The sequence below is a fragment of the Streptomyces sp. NPDC031418 genome (assembly GCF_055581605.1).
This window is the reverse complement of sequence record NZ_JBVIJC010000015.1, coordinates 21,608-34,476: the sequence shown is the minus strand read 5'-3', so window position 1 is coordinate 34,476 and position 12,869 is coordinate 21,608. Positions and strand designations below refer to the sequence as shown.

Sequence of the window (12,869 nt, the reverse complement as noted above, 5' to 3'; positions counted from 1 at the left end):
GAGTCGTGGTCCCTGGGCCGAGCAGGCCCTGCCACGTGCGACCGGCTACGGCCGCATGACTGCTACGAGGTTTGAGGTCAGCCCTCGACCGTGATGCCCATGGAACGGGCGGTGCCGGCGATGATCTTCGACGCGGCGTCCAGGTCGTTGGCGTTGAGGTCGGGCATCTTGGTCTGGGCGATCTCGCGGACCTGCGCCTCGGTGATCTTGGCGACCTTGGTCTTGTGCGGCTCGCCGGAGCCCTTCTCGACGCCAGCGGCCTTGAGGATCATCTTCGCGGCCGGCGGAGTCTTGGTCACGAAGGTGAAGGAGCGGTCCTCGTAGACCGTGATCTCCACCGGGATGACCCAACCACGCTGCGACTCGGTCGCCGCGTTGTAGGCCTTGCAGAACTCCATGATGTTGACGCCGTGCTGACCGAGCGCGGGGCCGACCGGCGGGGCCGGGTTCGCCGCACCGGCGTTGATCTGGAGCTTGATGAGCCCCGTGACCTTCTTCTTCTTGGGAGGCATAGCTCTCCGGGTCCTTTCATTCGGGTCCATGCCCGCGCACGGATCGCGATCCAGACGCAGGCATACCGCACAACGATAACGGGTATAGATGCGCGGCTAAAAACCGAGCAGGTCAGGCGCCCGGTGACGGCCTGCCTGACCTGCTCGGAAGCACGAAGTCCAGCGGAAACTAGTTCTTCTGGATCTGGTCGAAGGAGAGCTCGACCGGCGTCTCGCGGCCGAAGATCTCCACCAGGCCCTTGACCTTCTTCGAGTCGGGGTTGATCTCGTTGATGGTCGCCTGGAGGGTGGCGAACGGGCCGTCGGTGACGGTGACCGAGTCGCCGACCTCGAAGTCCAGCACCTGGACCTCGACCTTGCGCTGCGGGGCGGGCTTGCCCTCGGCCTCGGCGGCCTCGCGGGCGGCCTTCTCCTCGGCCTCCGGGGCGAGCATCTTGACGATCTCGTCCAGGGTCAGCGGGTACGGGTCGTAGGCGTTGCCGACGAAGCCGGTGACGCCCGGGGTGTTGCGGACGACGCCCCAGGACTCGTTGGTCAGGTCCATGCGGACCAGGACGTAACCCGGCAGCTTGTTCTGCTTGATCGTCTTGCGGTCGCCGTTCTTGATCTGGACGACCTCTTCCTGCGGCACCTCGGCCTGGAAGATGTAGTCCTCGACGTTCAGCGAGACGGCGCGCTGCTCCAGGTTGGTCTTCACGCGGTTCTCGTAACCGGCGTAGGTGTGGATGACGTACCACTCGCCGGGCAGCGAGCGGAGTTCCTCGCGCAGGGCCTCGATGGGGTCGACGGGCGCGGCCGGCTCGGCCTCGGCGGCGGCCTCCTCGGCCTCCTCCTCGGCTGCCTCGGGCTCCTCGGCGCTCTCGTCCTCGTCCTCGACGTGCAGGGCGGCCTCTTCGGCCGGCTCGCCCGACTCGGCCTCGGCAGCCTCGAACTCGTCCTGCTCGTCCGCGCCCTCGACGATGTCGAGCTCGTCGTCCACCATCTCGTCCGGCTCGATGGCGTCGTTCAGGTTCGGGTCAGACACGATGGCTGCTTCTTCCTGGATACATAGGGGTGGAACATGCGAAAAGGGGCGCCGGTACCACGGCGCCCTTCGCTCTTGGCTCAGCCGAAAACGTACTTGGCCGCGTGGTTGAGCCCATAGTCAATCACGGTCACCAGCGCGATCATGATGGCGACGAAGAAGATCACCACGGTGGTGTACGACGTCAGCTGGTTGCGAGTCGGCCAGACGACCTTGCGGAGTTCCGCGACGATCTGGCGGTAGAAGGTGGCGAGGCGCTTCAGCGGGCCCTTCTTGGCGCGCTTGCCGCCCTTGCGGGCCTTCTTCTTGGACTCGGGCAGCTCGTCCTGGGCGTCAGGCGTGTCGATGGAGCCCACGGCGTCCGTCATAATCCTCACCTGATCCCGGGTCGTGGCCGTGCCGCGCCCGGTTTCTGAGCCGCACGGCGGTGCATTGCTGTACGTACATGCGCACACATCCTGGCGGTGTGTGTAGCAGGGCCGGAGGGACTTGAACCCCCAACCGCCGGTTTTGGAGACCGGTGCTCTACCAATTGAGCTACGACCCTTTGTGTGTCCCCCAACGTACCGCATCCGACCGGGTGCGGGGTGTGCACCGGTTCCGGCAGCGGCTGTTGGTGGCCAACGAGGTGAGAGTGTACGTGGTCCGCGGCCCTGCGTCGAACAGAAAGCGCCCGCCAGGGCGGTGCCGGGCGAAGATCGTCCTGGCCGGGGCCCGGATTCGGACCCGTGTTCACGCATTGACCCCTGGCTGCTCAGTCCGTGAAACCCGTGTGCCGGGGACATTTCCGGTCTGGAACGATGGGCCGCATGAGCGCTGCAACCCCACCCACCGAGCGCCGGGTCTCCGCCCGAGTCGGCGCGATCTCCGAGTCCGCCACCCTCGCCGTGGACGCCAAGGCCAAGGCCCTGAAGGCAGCCGGGCGTCCGGTGATCGGCTTCGGCGCCGGTGAGCCCGACTTCCCGACCCCGGACTACATCGTCGAGGCGGCCGTCGAGGCCTGCAAGAACCCGAAGTACCACCGCTACACGCCAGCCGGCGGCCTGCCCGAGCTGAAGGCCGCGATCGCCGCGAAGACGCTGCGCGACTCCGGCTGGGAGCCCGACGTCTCCCAGATCCTCGTCACCAACGGCGGCAAGCAGGCCATCTACGAGGCGTTCGCCGCGATCCTGGACCCGGGCGACGAGGTCATCGTCCCGGCGCCGTACTGGACGACGTACCCCGAGTCGATCCGGCTCGCGGGCGGTGTCCCGGTGGAGGTCGTGGCCGACGAGACGACCGGTTATCGGGTCTCGGTGGAGCAGCTGGAGGCGGCCCGCACGGAGAGGACGAAGGTCGTGCTCTTCGTCTCCCCGTCCAACCCGACCGGCGCGGTCTACAGCGAGGCCGAGACCGAGGAGATCGGCCGCTGGGCCCTGGAGCACGGCCTGTGGGTGCTCACCGACGAGATCTACGAGCACCTGGTCTACGGCGACGCCGCCGCCGTCTCCCTGCCCGCCCTGCTGCCCGAGCTGCGCGACAAGTGCATCGTGGTCAACGGTGTGGCGAAGACGTACGCCATGACCGGCTGGCGGGTGGGCTGGGTCATCGGCCCCAAGGACGTCGTCAAGGCCGCGACCAACCTCCAGTCGCACGCCACCTCGAACGTCTCCAACGTGGCCCAGGCGGCCGCCCTGGCCGCCGTCTCCGGCGACCTGGAGGCCGTGGCGAAGATGCGTGAGGCCTTCGACCGCCGGCGCAGGACGATCGTGCGGATGCTCAACGAGATCGACGGCGTGTTCTGCCCCGAGCCCGAGGGCGCCTTCTACGCCTACCCGTCGGTGAAGGCCCTGCTCGGCAAGGAGATCCGCGGCAAGCGCCCGCAGGACACCGTCGAGCTGGCCGCGCTGATCCTGGAGGAGGCCGAGGTCGCGGTCGTCCCGGGCGAGGCCTTCGGCACGCCGGGCTATCTGCGGCTGTCGTACGCGCTCGGTGACGAGGACCTCGTCGAGGGCGTGAGCCGCATCCAGAAGCTGCTGGCCGAGGCGCGGTAGATCCACCGCCCACGCGCGCGTGCGGGCCGTTTCCCTCCGGGGAGGCGGCCCGCTCGTGTGTGCGAGCAAGACCACGTCCGGGGAAACGGCTACCGGGACGGCAGGGGCGTACGGCAGGATCTGGGAATGGAGCCTGTACGTGATGTCTCTGAACTGCCGAAAGCCCATCTGCACCTGCACTTCACCGGCTCGATGCGGCCGGCAACCGTCCTGGAGCTCGCCGACAAGTACGGCGTACGGCTGCCCGAGGCGCTGACGGACGCGCTGGTCAGCGGGGAGCCGCCGCGGCTGCGGGCCACGGACGAGCGCGGCTGGTTCCGCTTCCAGCGGCTCTACGACGCGGCGCGCTCCTGTCTGCGCACCCCGGAGGACATCCAGCGGCTGGTCCGGGAGGCGGCCGAGGAGGATCTCCGGGACGGCTCGGGCTGGCTGGAGATCCAGGTGGACCCGACGTCGTACGCGCCCCGGCTGGGCGGGCTGATCCCGGCGCTGGAGGTCATCCTGGACGCGGTGGAGACGACCTCCCGGGAGACCGGACTCGGTATGCGCGTCCTGGTGGCGGCGAACCGGATGAAGCACCCGCTGGACGCGCGCACGCTGGCCCGTCTCGCGGTGCGGTACGCGGACCGGGGCGTGGTCGGCTTCGGGCTCTCCAACGACGAGCGGCGGGGCATGGCGCGCGACTTCGACCGGGCCTTCCACATCGCGCGCGAGGGCGGCCTGCTGTCGGCGCCGCACGGCGGCGAGCTGACCGGCCCGGCCTCGGTCCGCGACTGCCTGGACGACCTGCACGCCGCGCGGATCGGGCACGGGGTGCGCGCGGCGGAGGACCCACGGCTGCTGAAGCGGCTCGCTGACCGGGGCGTGACCTGCGAGGTGTGCCCGGCGTCGAACGTGGCGCTCGGCGTCTACGAGAAGCCGGAGGACGTCCCGCTGCGCACGCTCTTCGAGGCGGGGGTGCCGATGGCGCTGGGCGCCGACGACCCGCTGCTGTTCGGCTCGCGGCTGGCCGCCCAGTACGAGATCGCCCGGCACGCCCACGACTTCACGGACGCCGAGCTGGCCGAGCTGGCCCGCCAGTCGGTACGCGCCTCGGCGGCCCCGGAGGACGTCAGGAGGCGGCTGCTGGCGGGCATCGACGACTGGCTGGCCCACCCGGCCGCCTGACACGGCCGCGCGGCGGATACGGCGTCCTACGGCGTCGGGATCACGCCCCGCCGTCCGGTGCCGCGGCCGAGATTCCGCTCAGCAGTGTCCTGGCGAGGCGGGCGGCGAAGGTGTCGACGGGCGGGCGTTCGCCGCTGTCGGTGGCGTCGTAGGCGAAGGCGCGCTGGGCGCAGGCGCCCAGGAGCAGGGAAGCGGCGGCGAAGGTGTCGGCGTCGGCGCGGACCCGGCCGACGGCCTGCTCGGCGCGGAGGTAGGCGTCCAGGTCCTCGATGGGGCGGTGCGGGCCGGAGCCGAGCCCGCGGAGCACGTCGTCGTTGCGGCGTTTGAGCTGCGGCTCGGCGTACAGGGACGCGGCGATCGGGAAGCTCTGCTCGTAGAAGAGGGCGGCCTGGCGGGCGATGTGGGTGAGGTTCTCCTCCAGGGTGCCCTGGCCGGGCTCGGCGGCGAGGCTGCCGAGCAGCGGGGTGAGGCGGGGCAGCCGTTCGGCGAGGACGCGGACGAACAGCTCCTCCTTGCTGGCGAAGTACTTGTAGAGGGCCGCCTCGGAGCAGCCGGCCGCGCGGGCGATCTCCTTGGTGGTGGCGCGGGCGAGGCCGACGGTGAGCATCAGCTCGTGTGCGGCGTCGAGGATGCGGACGCGGGCCGGTCTGGTCTGCACGGGTCGTCCTCTCGGGCGTGGCGGGTGGCTCCGGGCTGGGCCGGCGGCCTGCCGGACTTGACGGGTGAGTGAATGCTTACCCACTCTAGATGCCATGGGGTGAGTGAACACTCACCCACCTCTTCGCAACAGGGGGCGAGGTCATGAAGCTCACCGTTTTCGGCGCCACAGGCGGGGTCGGCAGGCAGCTGGTCCGGCAGGGCCTGGACGCCGGGCACGAGGTCACCGCCGTCGTACGGGACCCGGCCCGGCTCACCGTCACCGGCGACCGTCTGGAGGTCGTCCGCGCCGACCTGACCGACCCGGAGCAGGTGCGCCCCGCGGTCCGGGGCCGGGACGCGGTCCTGTCCGGCCTGGGCGCGCGCAGCACCAAGGACGCCGGGGTGGCCACCCGGCTGACCCGTACGGTCCTGCGGGCCATGGAGGCGGAGGACGTCCGCCGGCTGCTGGTCGTCAGCGCCGCTCCGGTCGGTCCGGCGGCCGAGGACGGCCTGCTGGACCGCGCGCTGCGCGGCGTGGTCTCGGCCATCCTCAAGGACGTCTACGCCGACCTGCGCGCGATGGAGGCCGAGCTGGCCCGCAGCAGCACGGACTGGACCTCGGTACGGCCGCCCCGGCTCCAGGACAAGCCGGTGACCGGCCGCTATCGCACGGTCATCGGCGGCTTCCCACCCAAGGGGCGCTTCCTCGCGCGCGCGGACGTCGCGCACGCCATGCTGTCGATGATCGACGACATGGCGACGGTGAAGCAGGGCGTGGGCGTCGCCTACTGACCGCGCCGGTACGCCTCAGAGGCTGACGCCGACCGTGACCGGCTCGTTGACCAGGGTGATGCCGAAGGCCTCGCGCACCCCGGCGACGACCTCCCGTGCCAGTGCAAGGAGGTCTTCGGTGGTGGCCTCGCCCCGGTTGGTGAGCGCGAGGGTGTGCTTGGTGGAGATGCGAGCGGGCCCGCTGCCGTAGCCCTTGGTGAAGCCCGCCTTGTCGATGAGCCAGGCCGCGGAGGTCTTCGTACGGCCCTCCCCCGCCGGGTAGGCGGGCGGCTCGACGCCCTCCCCGAGCCGCTCGCGCACGCGCGCGTGGAAGGCGGCGAACTGCTCGTCGGTGAGGATCGGGTTGGTGAAGAAGGACCCGGCCGACCAGGTGTCGTGGTCCTCGGGGTCGAGGACCATGCCCTTCCCCGCGCGCAGCTTCAGCACGGTCTCCCGGGCGGCGGCCAGCGGCACGCGCTCGCCGGGCTCGACACCGAGCGCGCGGGCCGCCTCCGCGTACCTGATGGGCGCGGACAGGCCGTCGGCGTCCTCCAGCCCGAAGCGGACGCGCAGCACGACATAGCGCTCGGGGTCGGCCTTGAAGCGGCTGTGCCGGTACGAGAAGCCGCACTCCTCGTTCGTCAGCGTGACGGTCTCGCCGGCGCGCCGGTCGTAGGCGACGACCTCGGTGATGGTGGAGGAGACCTCCTGGCCGTAGGCCCCGACGTTCTGGATCGGGGTGGCGCCGGCCGAGCCGGGGATGCCGGCCAGGCACTCGATCCCGGCGAGCCCGGCCTCGACGGTGCGGGCGACGGCGTCGGTCCACACCTCGCCGGCCGCCAACTCCAGGGTGCTGCCGCGCAGCTCGACACCGCGGGTGGCGATGCGCAGGGCGGTGCCGTCGAAGCCCTTGTCGCCGATGACGAGGTTCGAGCCGCCGCCGATGAGCAGCAGTGGCGTCCCGTGGTCGTCGGCCTCGCGCACGGCGGCGATCACCTCGGCGTCGGTCACGGCGGTGACGAGCCGCACCGCGGGACCGCCCAGCCGGAAGGTGGTCAGCGGGGCAAGGGGGGCATCGTGAAGTACCTGCACGGCCCCAAGCCTACGAGACCCCTCGGACACCGCCCGCACAGCCGCCGACAGGCCGCGGGCGGTCACGCTAGCTCACGCCAGCTGCGGGCGGTCGTGCCGCTGGGGCGATGGGGGTACCCCCTGCTCGAGCGAAGCCGAGAGCTTGGGGGAGGCACCCGGCCGGCGCCGGCACGCGAAACGCCCCCGGCCCACACCAACGCCATGGCCACCGCAGTACCGACACGCATGCCGCCCCGCACCCTCAACGGGACACGGCCTCCGCAACCGGCGCGGGCGCCGCCTCGGCCACCACGGCGGGCCGCACCGTCCGCCGCCCCGGTATCAGCAGCGCCGCGACCGCCGCGAGAGCGACCACCCCCGCCCCCGTCACGAGCGCCGGCCGCAGGCCGTCCACGAAGTTCTGCGGACTGGCGTACCCGCCCTGCGCGGAGAAGATCGACGACATGACGGCGATCCCGAGCGCCCCGCCCACCTCGCGCAGCGCGTTGTTCGCGCCGGACGCGATGCCCTGCTCCTCGGGGCGCACGCTGGACATCACCAGGTTGGCGGCCGGCGCGAAGAACAGGGCCATGCCGACACCGTTGACGATCAGGGCGGGCAGCTGGACGGCGTAGGAGGCGTGCGCGGTGGCCACGGCGGCCATCCAGGCGAGACCGGTGGCCTGCAGGAAGAGTCCCGCGGCGACGACCGGGCGGCCGCCGATGCGGTCGGACAGCATCCCGGCGACCGGCGCGACCAGCATCGGCATACCGGTCCACGGCAGCATCCTCAGCCCCGCCTCGGTGGGCGAGTAGCCGAGCACGCCCTGCATGTACTGACTCAGCAGGAAGATCGAGCCGAACATGCCCACGAACATCAGCAGGCTGGCCGTGTTGATCCCGGAGAAGGCGCGGGAGCGGAACAGCCGCATGGGCAGCATGGGCTGGGCCGCGCGGGTGCTGTAGAGGACGAATCCGACGAGCAGCGCGCCGCCCGCGAACAGCGAGGTCAGCACGGTGGTGTCGGTCCAGCCGTCGGCGGGGCCGCGGACCAGGCCGTAGACGACCCCGAAGAGACCGCCGCTGGCGAGCAGCGTGCCGGGCAGGTCGAGGCGGGCGCCGGTGCCGTGGGACTCGGCGAGACGCAGCCGGGCGAGCGGCATCGCGACCAGGCCGAGCGGAACGTTCAGCCAGAAGATCCAGTGCCAGGAGACATGCTCGGTGAGGCTGCCGCCGATGAGCGGCCCGGAGGCGACGGCGAGGCCGTTGACGGCGCCCCAGATGCCGTACACCATGCCGCGCCGGGCGGCGGGCACGGCGGCCGTGAGCAGGGTGAGCGTGAGCGGCATCATCACGGCCGCGCCCACGCCCTGCACCGCGCGGGCGGCGATCAGGGTCCCGATGCCGGGTGCCAGGGCCGCGGCGGCGGAGGCGCCGGTGAAGACGGCGAGCCCGGCGATGAAGAGCCGGCGGCGGCCGAAGCGGTCGCCGAGCGCGGCGCCGGTCATCAGCAGGACGGCGAAGGTGAGCGTGTAGGCGCTCACGGTCCATTCGAGGTCGTCCAGCGCCCCGCCGAGATCCTTGCGGATGGAGGGCAGCGCGGTCGTGACGACGAGGTTGTCGAGGGCCGCCATGAACCCGGCGACGCTGGTGATGGCCAGGGCCCACACGGCTCTGGCCCGGCTCGATCCGGTGGACGGTACTTCGGTCGGATGCGACATCGCTCCCCCAAGAGTGCATCTGATTAGTTATTGATTACTAACTTCCATGGGCAGGAAAAGGCGCCACGCCTTCCCGGCCTCCGCTACGCCTCGCGGCCCTCCTTGGCCCGGGCCGGCGAGTCCAACCCCTGCCACACCCGGTGCCCGGGCGGAAAGCCCATGGCGACCAGACAGTTGATGAGCATGCCGTACGCCAGGAACGTGGTCGTGTCGTTGACGTCGGCGCCGAGCGGCACATGCACGGTGTCCCACAGCCGCATCCAGCCGGCCCGGACCTGCTCCCCGAACTCCCGGTCGCACTCCTGCTCGGCGGCCGCCACGGCGATGTACGTCTGCATCTGCATCAGCAGCACTTCCGGCCGCTCCGCGATGACCTTGGTGTACGCCTCGGCCATGGAGTGCAGGGCCGCTTCGCCCCGCAGTCCCTGTGAGGCTTCCTCGAAGATGCGGATGATGTCCTCCACGCAGCGGTCCGCCGCCGCGAGGAAGATCGCCTTCTTGCCCGGGAAGAGCCGGAAGAGGTACGGCTGCGAAACCCCCACGCGTCTGGCGATGGCCTCGGTGGAGGTGCCGTGGTAGCCACCGCGGGCGAACTCGGCGGTCGCCGCGCGGATGACACTCTCGCGTCGCTCCGCTGCACTCATCCTGGGCATGCGGCCAAGTTAGTACTCAATCACTAACTCGGCAACCAGGTTCCTGCGACGGCAGATGTAAGGGGCGCTCCGCCATGGAGAACGCCCCTTACCCGCACTCCGCAGGGCCACCGGCCGTGCCGTCAGGCCAGCCGTACGACGGCCCGGGACATGCCGAGCACCTTCTGGCCGGCGCTGGTCGCCACCAGGTCCACCCGCACGGTGTTGTCGTCCAGCTTGGCCGCGACCTTGCCGGCGACCTCGATCAGCGCACCCGTGTCGTCGTTCGGGACGACGACGGGCTTGGTGAAGCGGACGCCGTACTCCACGACCGCGCCGGGGTCGCCCAGCCAGTCGGTGACCACGCGGATCGCCTCGGCCATGGTGAACATGCCGTGCGCGATGACGTCCGGCAGGCCCACCTCCTTGGCGAACTTCTCGTTCCAGTGGATCGGGTTGAAGTCCCCGGAGGCTCCCGCGTAGCGCACCAGCGTCTCGCGGGTCACCGGAAAGGTCTGGGCCGGCAGTTCCGTGCCGACCTCGACGTCGCTGTATGCGATCTTCGCCGTCATCGGTTCCTCACGCCTCCCCGGCCGCGCGGGCCACGAGCTTCGTCCAGGCGGTCACGACGTGCTCGCCCGCCTCGTCGTACACCTCACCGCGGATGTCCAGGATGTCGTTGCCCGCGAGGCTCTTGATCGCCTCGATGGTCGAGGTGACCGTGAGCCGGTCGCCGGCGTGGACGGGGCGCTTGTAGGCGAACTTCTGGTCGCCGTGCACCACCCGGCTGTAGTCCAGGCCGAGCTGCGGGTCCTGCACGACCTGCGCGCAGGCACGGAACGTGATGGAGAACACGAAGGTCGGCGGGGCGATCACATCGGGGTATCCGTACGCCTTGGCGGCCTCGGGATCCGTGTACACCGGGTTGGTCTCGGCGACCGCCTCGACGAACTCGCGGATCTTCTCCCGGCCTACCTCGTAAGGGGCGGTGGGCGGGTAGGTCCGTCCCACAAAGGACTGGTCGAGCGCCATGGCCCGGCACCTCCTGGATGTTTGCTGTGACGGCCCCAAATTAGCCGGAAGCCGACCGGTGAAACGCCGCGAGGCCGCCCCCTCGGAAGGGGACGGCCTCGCGAACGAGCCTTTTTATCGCGTTTCGCGGTGCGCGGTGTGCGCGTTGCAACGCGGGCAGTGCTTCTTCATCTCAAGACGGTCCGGGTTGTTACGCCGGTTCTTCTTGGTGATGTAGTTCCGCTCCTTGCACTCCACGCAGGCCAGCGTGATCTTCGGGCGGACGTCGGTGGCAGCCACGTGAGTGCTCCTAAGACGAACGGGTGGACTGATTCAACGCAAGAAAGAGTAGCCGATTGAAGGACCGACCCCGCAATCGGCTACTGTCAGTAGCGGTGACCGGACTTGAACCGGTGACACAGCGATTATGAGCCGCTTGCTCTACCGACTGAGCTACACCGCTTTGATGAGATCAGTCCCCGCCTTGCGGCGGGAACCTCTCACACCAGAGCCCCAAAACGGAATCGAACCGTTGACCTTCTCCTTACCATGGAGACGCTCTGCCGACTGAGCTATTGGGGCGAGCGAGGAAGACATTACACGGTCCGCAGCCGTACACCCAAATCCGTATCCCGGCCCGGCCCGCATCACGATCACCGGCCCTCCCGGCGGCCCCTCGCGCCGCGCCGGACGTCCCGGAATCCCGCGGCGCGGCCGCCCGGGCCGGCGTCCACGGAGGCGGTGTGCGCCGCGTCCACGGAGGCGGTGCGCACCACGCGCGCGGGCGACACGTGTACCGCCTGGGGCGGACCACACCGGTACGACTATTGCGCTCCTACGGGCCCCGCACGGCTCGCCACCCTAGGCTCGACTCGCTCTGCGTGATCTTGGGCGGCGCACAGGCTCGCATCCCTCAGGCCGCCGCCGTCCCGAGCCGTCCCGAACCAGCCCCGGCCCCACCCTGGAGCGCGATGCCCGACAGCCAGCCACAGCCGCAGCCGCCGTCGAACCCGTCGGGCTCCTCCGGTTTCCCGGGCCCGTCCGAGCAGAGCGCCCTGTTGTTGTGCGGGGCGCGGCTCAACGACGGCCGGACGGTGGACGTACGGCTGGGCGGCGGGCGCATCGAGGCCGTCGGCACGGCCGGCAGCCTCGCGCCGGGCCCGCTGCGCACCGGCGCCTCCCGGGTGGACCTGAGCGGCTATCTGCTCCTGCCGGCCCCGGCCGAACCCCACGCCCACGGCGACACCGCCCTGTCCGCCGAGCACCCCGGCCCGGTCTCGTACGCCCCCGAGGACGTCCAGCGGCGGGTCACGGAGGCCGCGCTGCTCCAGCTGGGGCACGGCGCGACGGCGGTACGCGCGCACGTGCGGGTGGGCGACGTCCAGGGGCTCGGCGCCCTGGGCGCGGTTCTCCAGGCGCGGCGGTCGCTGCGGGGGCTCGCGGAGCTGACCACGGTGGCGATGCCGCGGCTGCTGACCGGGGTGGCCGGGGCCGACGGGCTCGCGGTGCTGCGGGACGCGGTGAAGATGGGCGCGTCCGTGGTGGGCGGCTGCCCGGACCTGGACCCGGATCCGACCGGCTATGTGGAGGCGGTGCTGGAGGTGGCCTCCGAGCACGGCTGCCCGGTCGACCTGCACACGGACGCCGCCGACCCGGCCCGGCTGTCCCGGCTCGCGGCCATGGCGGGGGGCCTGCGCCCCGGCGTGACGATCGGGCCCTGCGCCGGTCTCGCGCGCCTGCCCGCCGAGGCGGCCGCGCGCCTCGCGGACCAGCTGGCGGCCGCCGGCGTGACGGTGGTGTGCCTGCCCCAGGGCGGCTGCTCCGGCACGGACCGGCGGGGCACGGCTCCGGTACGGCTGCTGCGCGCCGCCGGGGTCCGGGTGGCGGCCGGCAGCGGCGCCCTGCGCGATGCCTCGAACCCCGTCGGCCGCGCCGACCCCCTGGAGGCGGCCTACCTCCTCGCCTCCGCCCACGGCCTGCGCCCCGAGGACGCCTACGACGCCGTGAGCGCCTCCGCGCGGGCGGCGCTGGGGCTGCCGGACGTACGGCTGGAGGCGGGCTTCCCCGCCGAGCTGCTGGCCGTCCGCGGCGACCGCCTGGCCGGCGCCCTCTCCCTGGCCTACAGCCGGATCGTGGTGCACCGGGGCCGCGTGGTGGCCCGCACGAGCGCGGTCCGGGAGTACTGCAACTCGACGACGACAGCAGAACTGGGCCTCCCCCGCCAGGGCCGCGGCGAGCCGTCGTAGGCGGGGCGGGAGGTCGTGAGCGGGATTTCTGCGCCCTCCGGTC

At 71.3% G+C, this 12,869-nt stretch carries 15 protein-coding genes and 3 tRNA genes; 4 read left to right on the top strand and 14 right to left on the bottom strand.

Features of this window, described 5'->3' with window-relative positions; all coding sequences use genetic code 11:
- Nucleotides 1–77: 77 nt before the first annotated feature.
- From rplK to ACZ5CZ_RS22800, 4 genes are all read right to left on the bottom strand, one after another.
- Nucleotides 78–512 (bottom strand): 50S ribosomal protein L11, encoded by a 435-nt coding sequence (gene rplK / locus ACZ5CZ_RS22815; protein ID WP_031167035.1) that lies wholly within the window; start codon nt 510–512, stop codon nt 78–80.
- Between the two features lie 169 nt (nt 513–681).
- Nucleotides 682–1,536 carry a transcription termination/antitermination protein NusG gene (gene nusG / locus ACZ5CZ_RS22810; RefSeq protein ID WP_468945497.1) on the bottom strand — a complete coding sequence of 285 codons (855 nt, stop codon included), beginning with the start codon at nt 1,534–1,536 and terminating at the stop codon, nt 682–684.
- Nucleotides 1,537–1,616: 80 nt separating this feature from the next.
- On the bottom strand, nt 1,617–1,904 hold the full coding sequence (gene secE, locus ACZ5CZ_RS22805) for a preprotein translocase subunit SecE (protein ID WP_385843340.1): 288 nt from the start codon (nt 1,902–1,904) through the stop codon (nt 1,617–1,619).
- Nucleotides 1,905–2,010: 106 nt separating this feature from the next.
- Nucleotides 2,011–2,083, bottom strand: a tRNA-Trp gene (locus ACZ5CZ_RS22800).
- Between the two features lie 262 nt (nt 2,084–2,345).
- On the opposite strand from ACZ5CZ_RS22800, the gene ACZ5CZ_RS22795 reads away from it, so the two are divergent.
- Both ACZ5CZ_RS22795 and ACZ5CZ_RS22790 read left to right on the top strand, forming a co-directional pair.
- Nucleotides 2,346–3,569 (top strand): pyridoxal phosphate-dependent aminotransferase, encoded by a 1,224-nt coding sequence (locus tag ACZ5CZ_RS22795; RefSeq protein ID WP_450788707.1) that lies wholly within the window; start codon nt 2,346–2,348, stop codon nt 3,567–3,569.
- A 126-nt stretch (nt 3,570–3,695) separates the two neighbouring features.
- Entirely contained in the window at nt 3,696–4,736 is a 1,041-nt protein-coding gene (locus tag ACZ5CZ_RS22790; RefSeq protein WP_468945492.1) for an adenosine deaminase, read from the top strand.
- Nucleotides 4,737–4,776: 40 nt separating this feature from the next.
- Here ACZ5CZ_RS22790 and ACZ5CZ_RS22785 read toward each other — a convergent pair whose 3' ends face one another.
- Entirely contained in the window at nt 4,777–5,394 is a 618-nt protein-coding gene (locus ACZ5CZ_RS22785) for a TetR/AcrR family transcriptional regulator (RefSeq protein ID WP_385843337.1), read from the bottom strand.
- A 143-nt stretch (nt 5,395–5,537) separates the two neighbouring features.
- Here ACZ5CZ_RS22785 and ACZ5CZ_RS22780 point away from each other — a divergent pair, with 143 nt between their 5' ends.
- Nucleotides 5,538–6,167: an NAD(P)-dependent oxidoreductase gene (locus ACZ5CZ_RS22780; protein WP_468945489.1), complete on the top strand. Its 630-nt coding sequence runs from the start codon at nt 5,538–5,540 to the stop codon at nt 6,165–6,167.
- Between the two features lie 15 nt (nt 6,168–6,182).
- On the opposite strand, the gene ACZ5CZ_RS22775 is transcribed toward ACZ5CZ_RS22780, so the two are convergent.
- From ACZ5CZ_RS22775 to ACZ5CZ_RS22735, 9 genes are all read right to left on the bottom strand, one after another.
- Nucleotides 6,183–7,238, bottom strand: coding sequence for a UDP-N-acetylmuramate dehydrogenase (locus ACZ5CZ_RS22775; protein ID WP_468945486.1), 1,056 nt, complete (start codon nt 7,236–7,238; stop codon nt 6,183–6,185).
- 241 nt (nt 7,239–7,479) lie between these two features.
- Nucleotides 7,480–8,937 carry an MFS transporter gene (locus tag ACZ5CZ_RS22770; protein WP_385843334.1) on the bottom strand — a complete coding sequence of 486 codons (1,458 nt, stop codon included), beginning with the start codon at nt 8,935–8,937 and terminating at the stop codon, nt 7,480–7,482.
- An 83-nt stretch (nt 8,938–9,020) separates the two neighbouring features.
- Nucleotides 9,021–9,590, bottom strand: coding sequence for a TetR/AcrR family transcriptional regulator (locus tag ACZ5CZ_RS22765; protein WP_468945482.1), 570 nt, complete (start codon nt 9,588–9,590; stop codon nt 9,021–9,023).
- A 122-nt stretch (nt 9,591–9,712) separates the two neighbouring features.
- Nucleotides 9,713–10,141 (bottom strand): MaoC family dehydratase, encoded by a 429-nt coding sequence (locus ACZ5CZ_RS22760; RefSeq protein WP_385843332.1) that lies wholly within the window; start codon nt 10,139–10,141, stop codon nt 9,713–9,715.
- A 7-nt stretch (nt 10,142–10,148) separates the two neighbouring features.
- Nucleotides 10,149–10,601, bottom strand: a complete 453-nt coding sequence (locus tag ACZ5CZ_RS22755) for an FAS1-like dehydratase domain-containing protein (RefSeq protein WP_385843331.1) — start codon at nt 10,599–10,601, stop codon at nt 10,149–10,151.
- Nucleotides 10,602–10,715: 114 nt separating this feature from the next.
- A complete protein-coding gene (gene rpmG / locus ACZ5CZ_RS22750; protein WP_003948671.1) occupies nt 10,716–10,880 on the bottom strand; it encodes a 50S ribosomal protein L33 in 165 nt (54 codons plus the stop codon).
- Nucleotides 10,881–10,970: 90 nt separating this feature from the next.
- Nucleotides 10,971–11,043 (bottom strand) — tRNA-Met (locus ACZ5CZ_RS22745).
- 46 nt (nt 11,044–11,089) lie between these two features.
- A tRNA-Thr gene (locus tag ACZ5CZ_RS22740) sits at nt 11,090–11,162 on the bottom strand.
- 71 nt (nt 11,163–11,233) lie between these two features.
- Nucleotides 11,234–11,371, bottom strand: coding sequence for a hypothetical protein (locus ACZ5CZ_RS22735; protein WP_385843330.1), 138 nt, complete (start codon nt 11,369–11,371; stop codon nt 11,234–11,236).
- A 180-nt stretch (nt 11,372–11,551) separates the two neighbouring features.
- On the opposite strand from ACZ5CZ_RS22735, the gene ACZ5CZ_RS22730 reads away from it, so the two are divergent.
- Nucleotides 11,552–12,826, top strand: a complete 1,275-nt coding sequence (locus ACZ5CZ_RS22730) for an amidohydrolase family protein (protein WP_468945477.1) — start codon at nt 11,552–11,554, stop codon at nt 12,824–12,826.
- Nucleotides 12,827–12,869: the final 43 nt, after the last annotated feature.

Excerpts from the sequence above, each read along its gene's own strand:
- ACZ5CZ_RS22730 (WP_468945477.1), top strand. The coding sequence starts at position 11,552 with ATGCCCGACAGCCAGCCACAGCCGCAGCCGCCGTCGAACCCGTCGGGC.
- rplK (WP_031167035.1), bottom strand. The coding sequence starts at position 512 with ATGCCTCCCAAGAAGAAGAAGGTCACGGGGCTCATCAAGCTCCAGATC.
- ACZ5CZ_RS22765 (WP_468945482.1), bottom strand. The coding sequence starts at position 9,590 with ATGCCCAGGATGAGTGCAGCGGAGCGACGCGAGAGTGTCATCCGCGCG.
- ACZ5CZ_RS22795 (WP_450788707.1), top strand. The coding sequence starts at position 2,346 with ATGAGCGCTGCAACCCCACCCACCGAGCGCCGGGTCTCCGCCCGAGTC.
- secE (WP_385843340.1), bottom strand. The coding sequence starts at position 1,904 with ATGACGGACGCCGTGGGCTCCATCGACACGCCTGACGCCCAGGACGAG.
- ACZ5CZ_RS22755 (WP_385843331.1), bottom strand. The coding sequence starts at position 10,601 with ATGGCGCTCGACCAGTCCTTTGTGGGACGGACCTACCCGCCCACCGCC.
- ACZ5CZ_RS22770 (WP_385843334.1), bottom strand. The coding sequence starts at position 8,937 with ATGTCGCATCCGACCGAAGTACCGTCCACCGGATCGAGCCGGGCCAGA.
- ACZ5CZ_RS22780 (WP_468945489.1), top strand. The coding sequence starts at position 5,538 with ATGAAGCTCACCGTTTTCGGCGCCACAGGCGGGGTCGGCAGGCAGCTG.
- ACZ5CZ_RS22790 (WP_468945492.1), top strand. The coding sequence starts at position 3,696 with ATGGAGCCTGTACGTGATGTCTCTGAACTGCCGAAAGCCCATCTGCAC.
- ACZ5CZ_RS22760 (WP_385843332.1), bottom strand. The coding sequence starts at position 10,141 with ATGACGGCGAAGATCGCATACAGCGACGTCGAGGTCGGCACGGAACTG.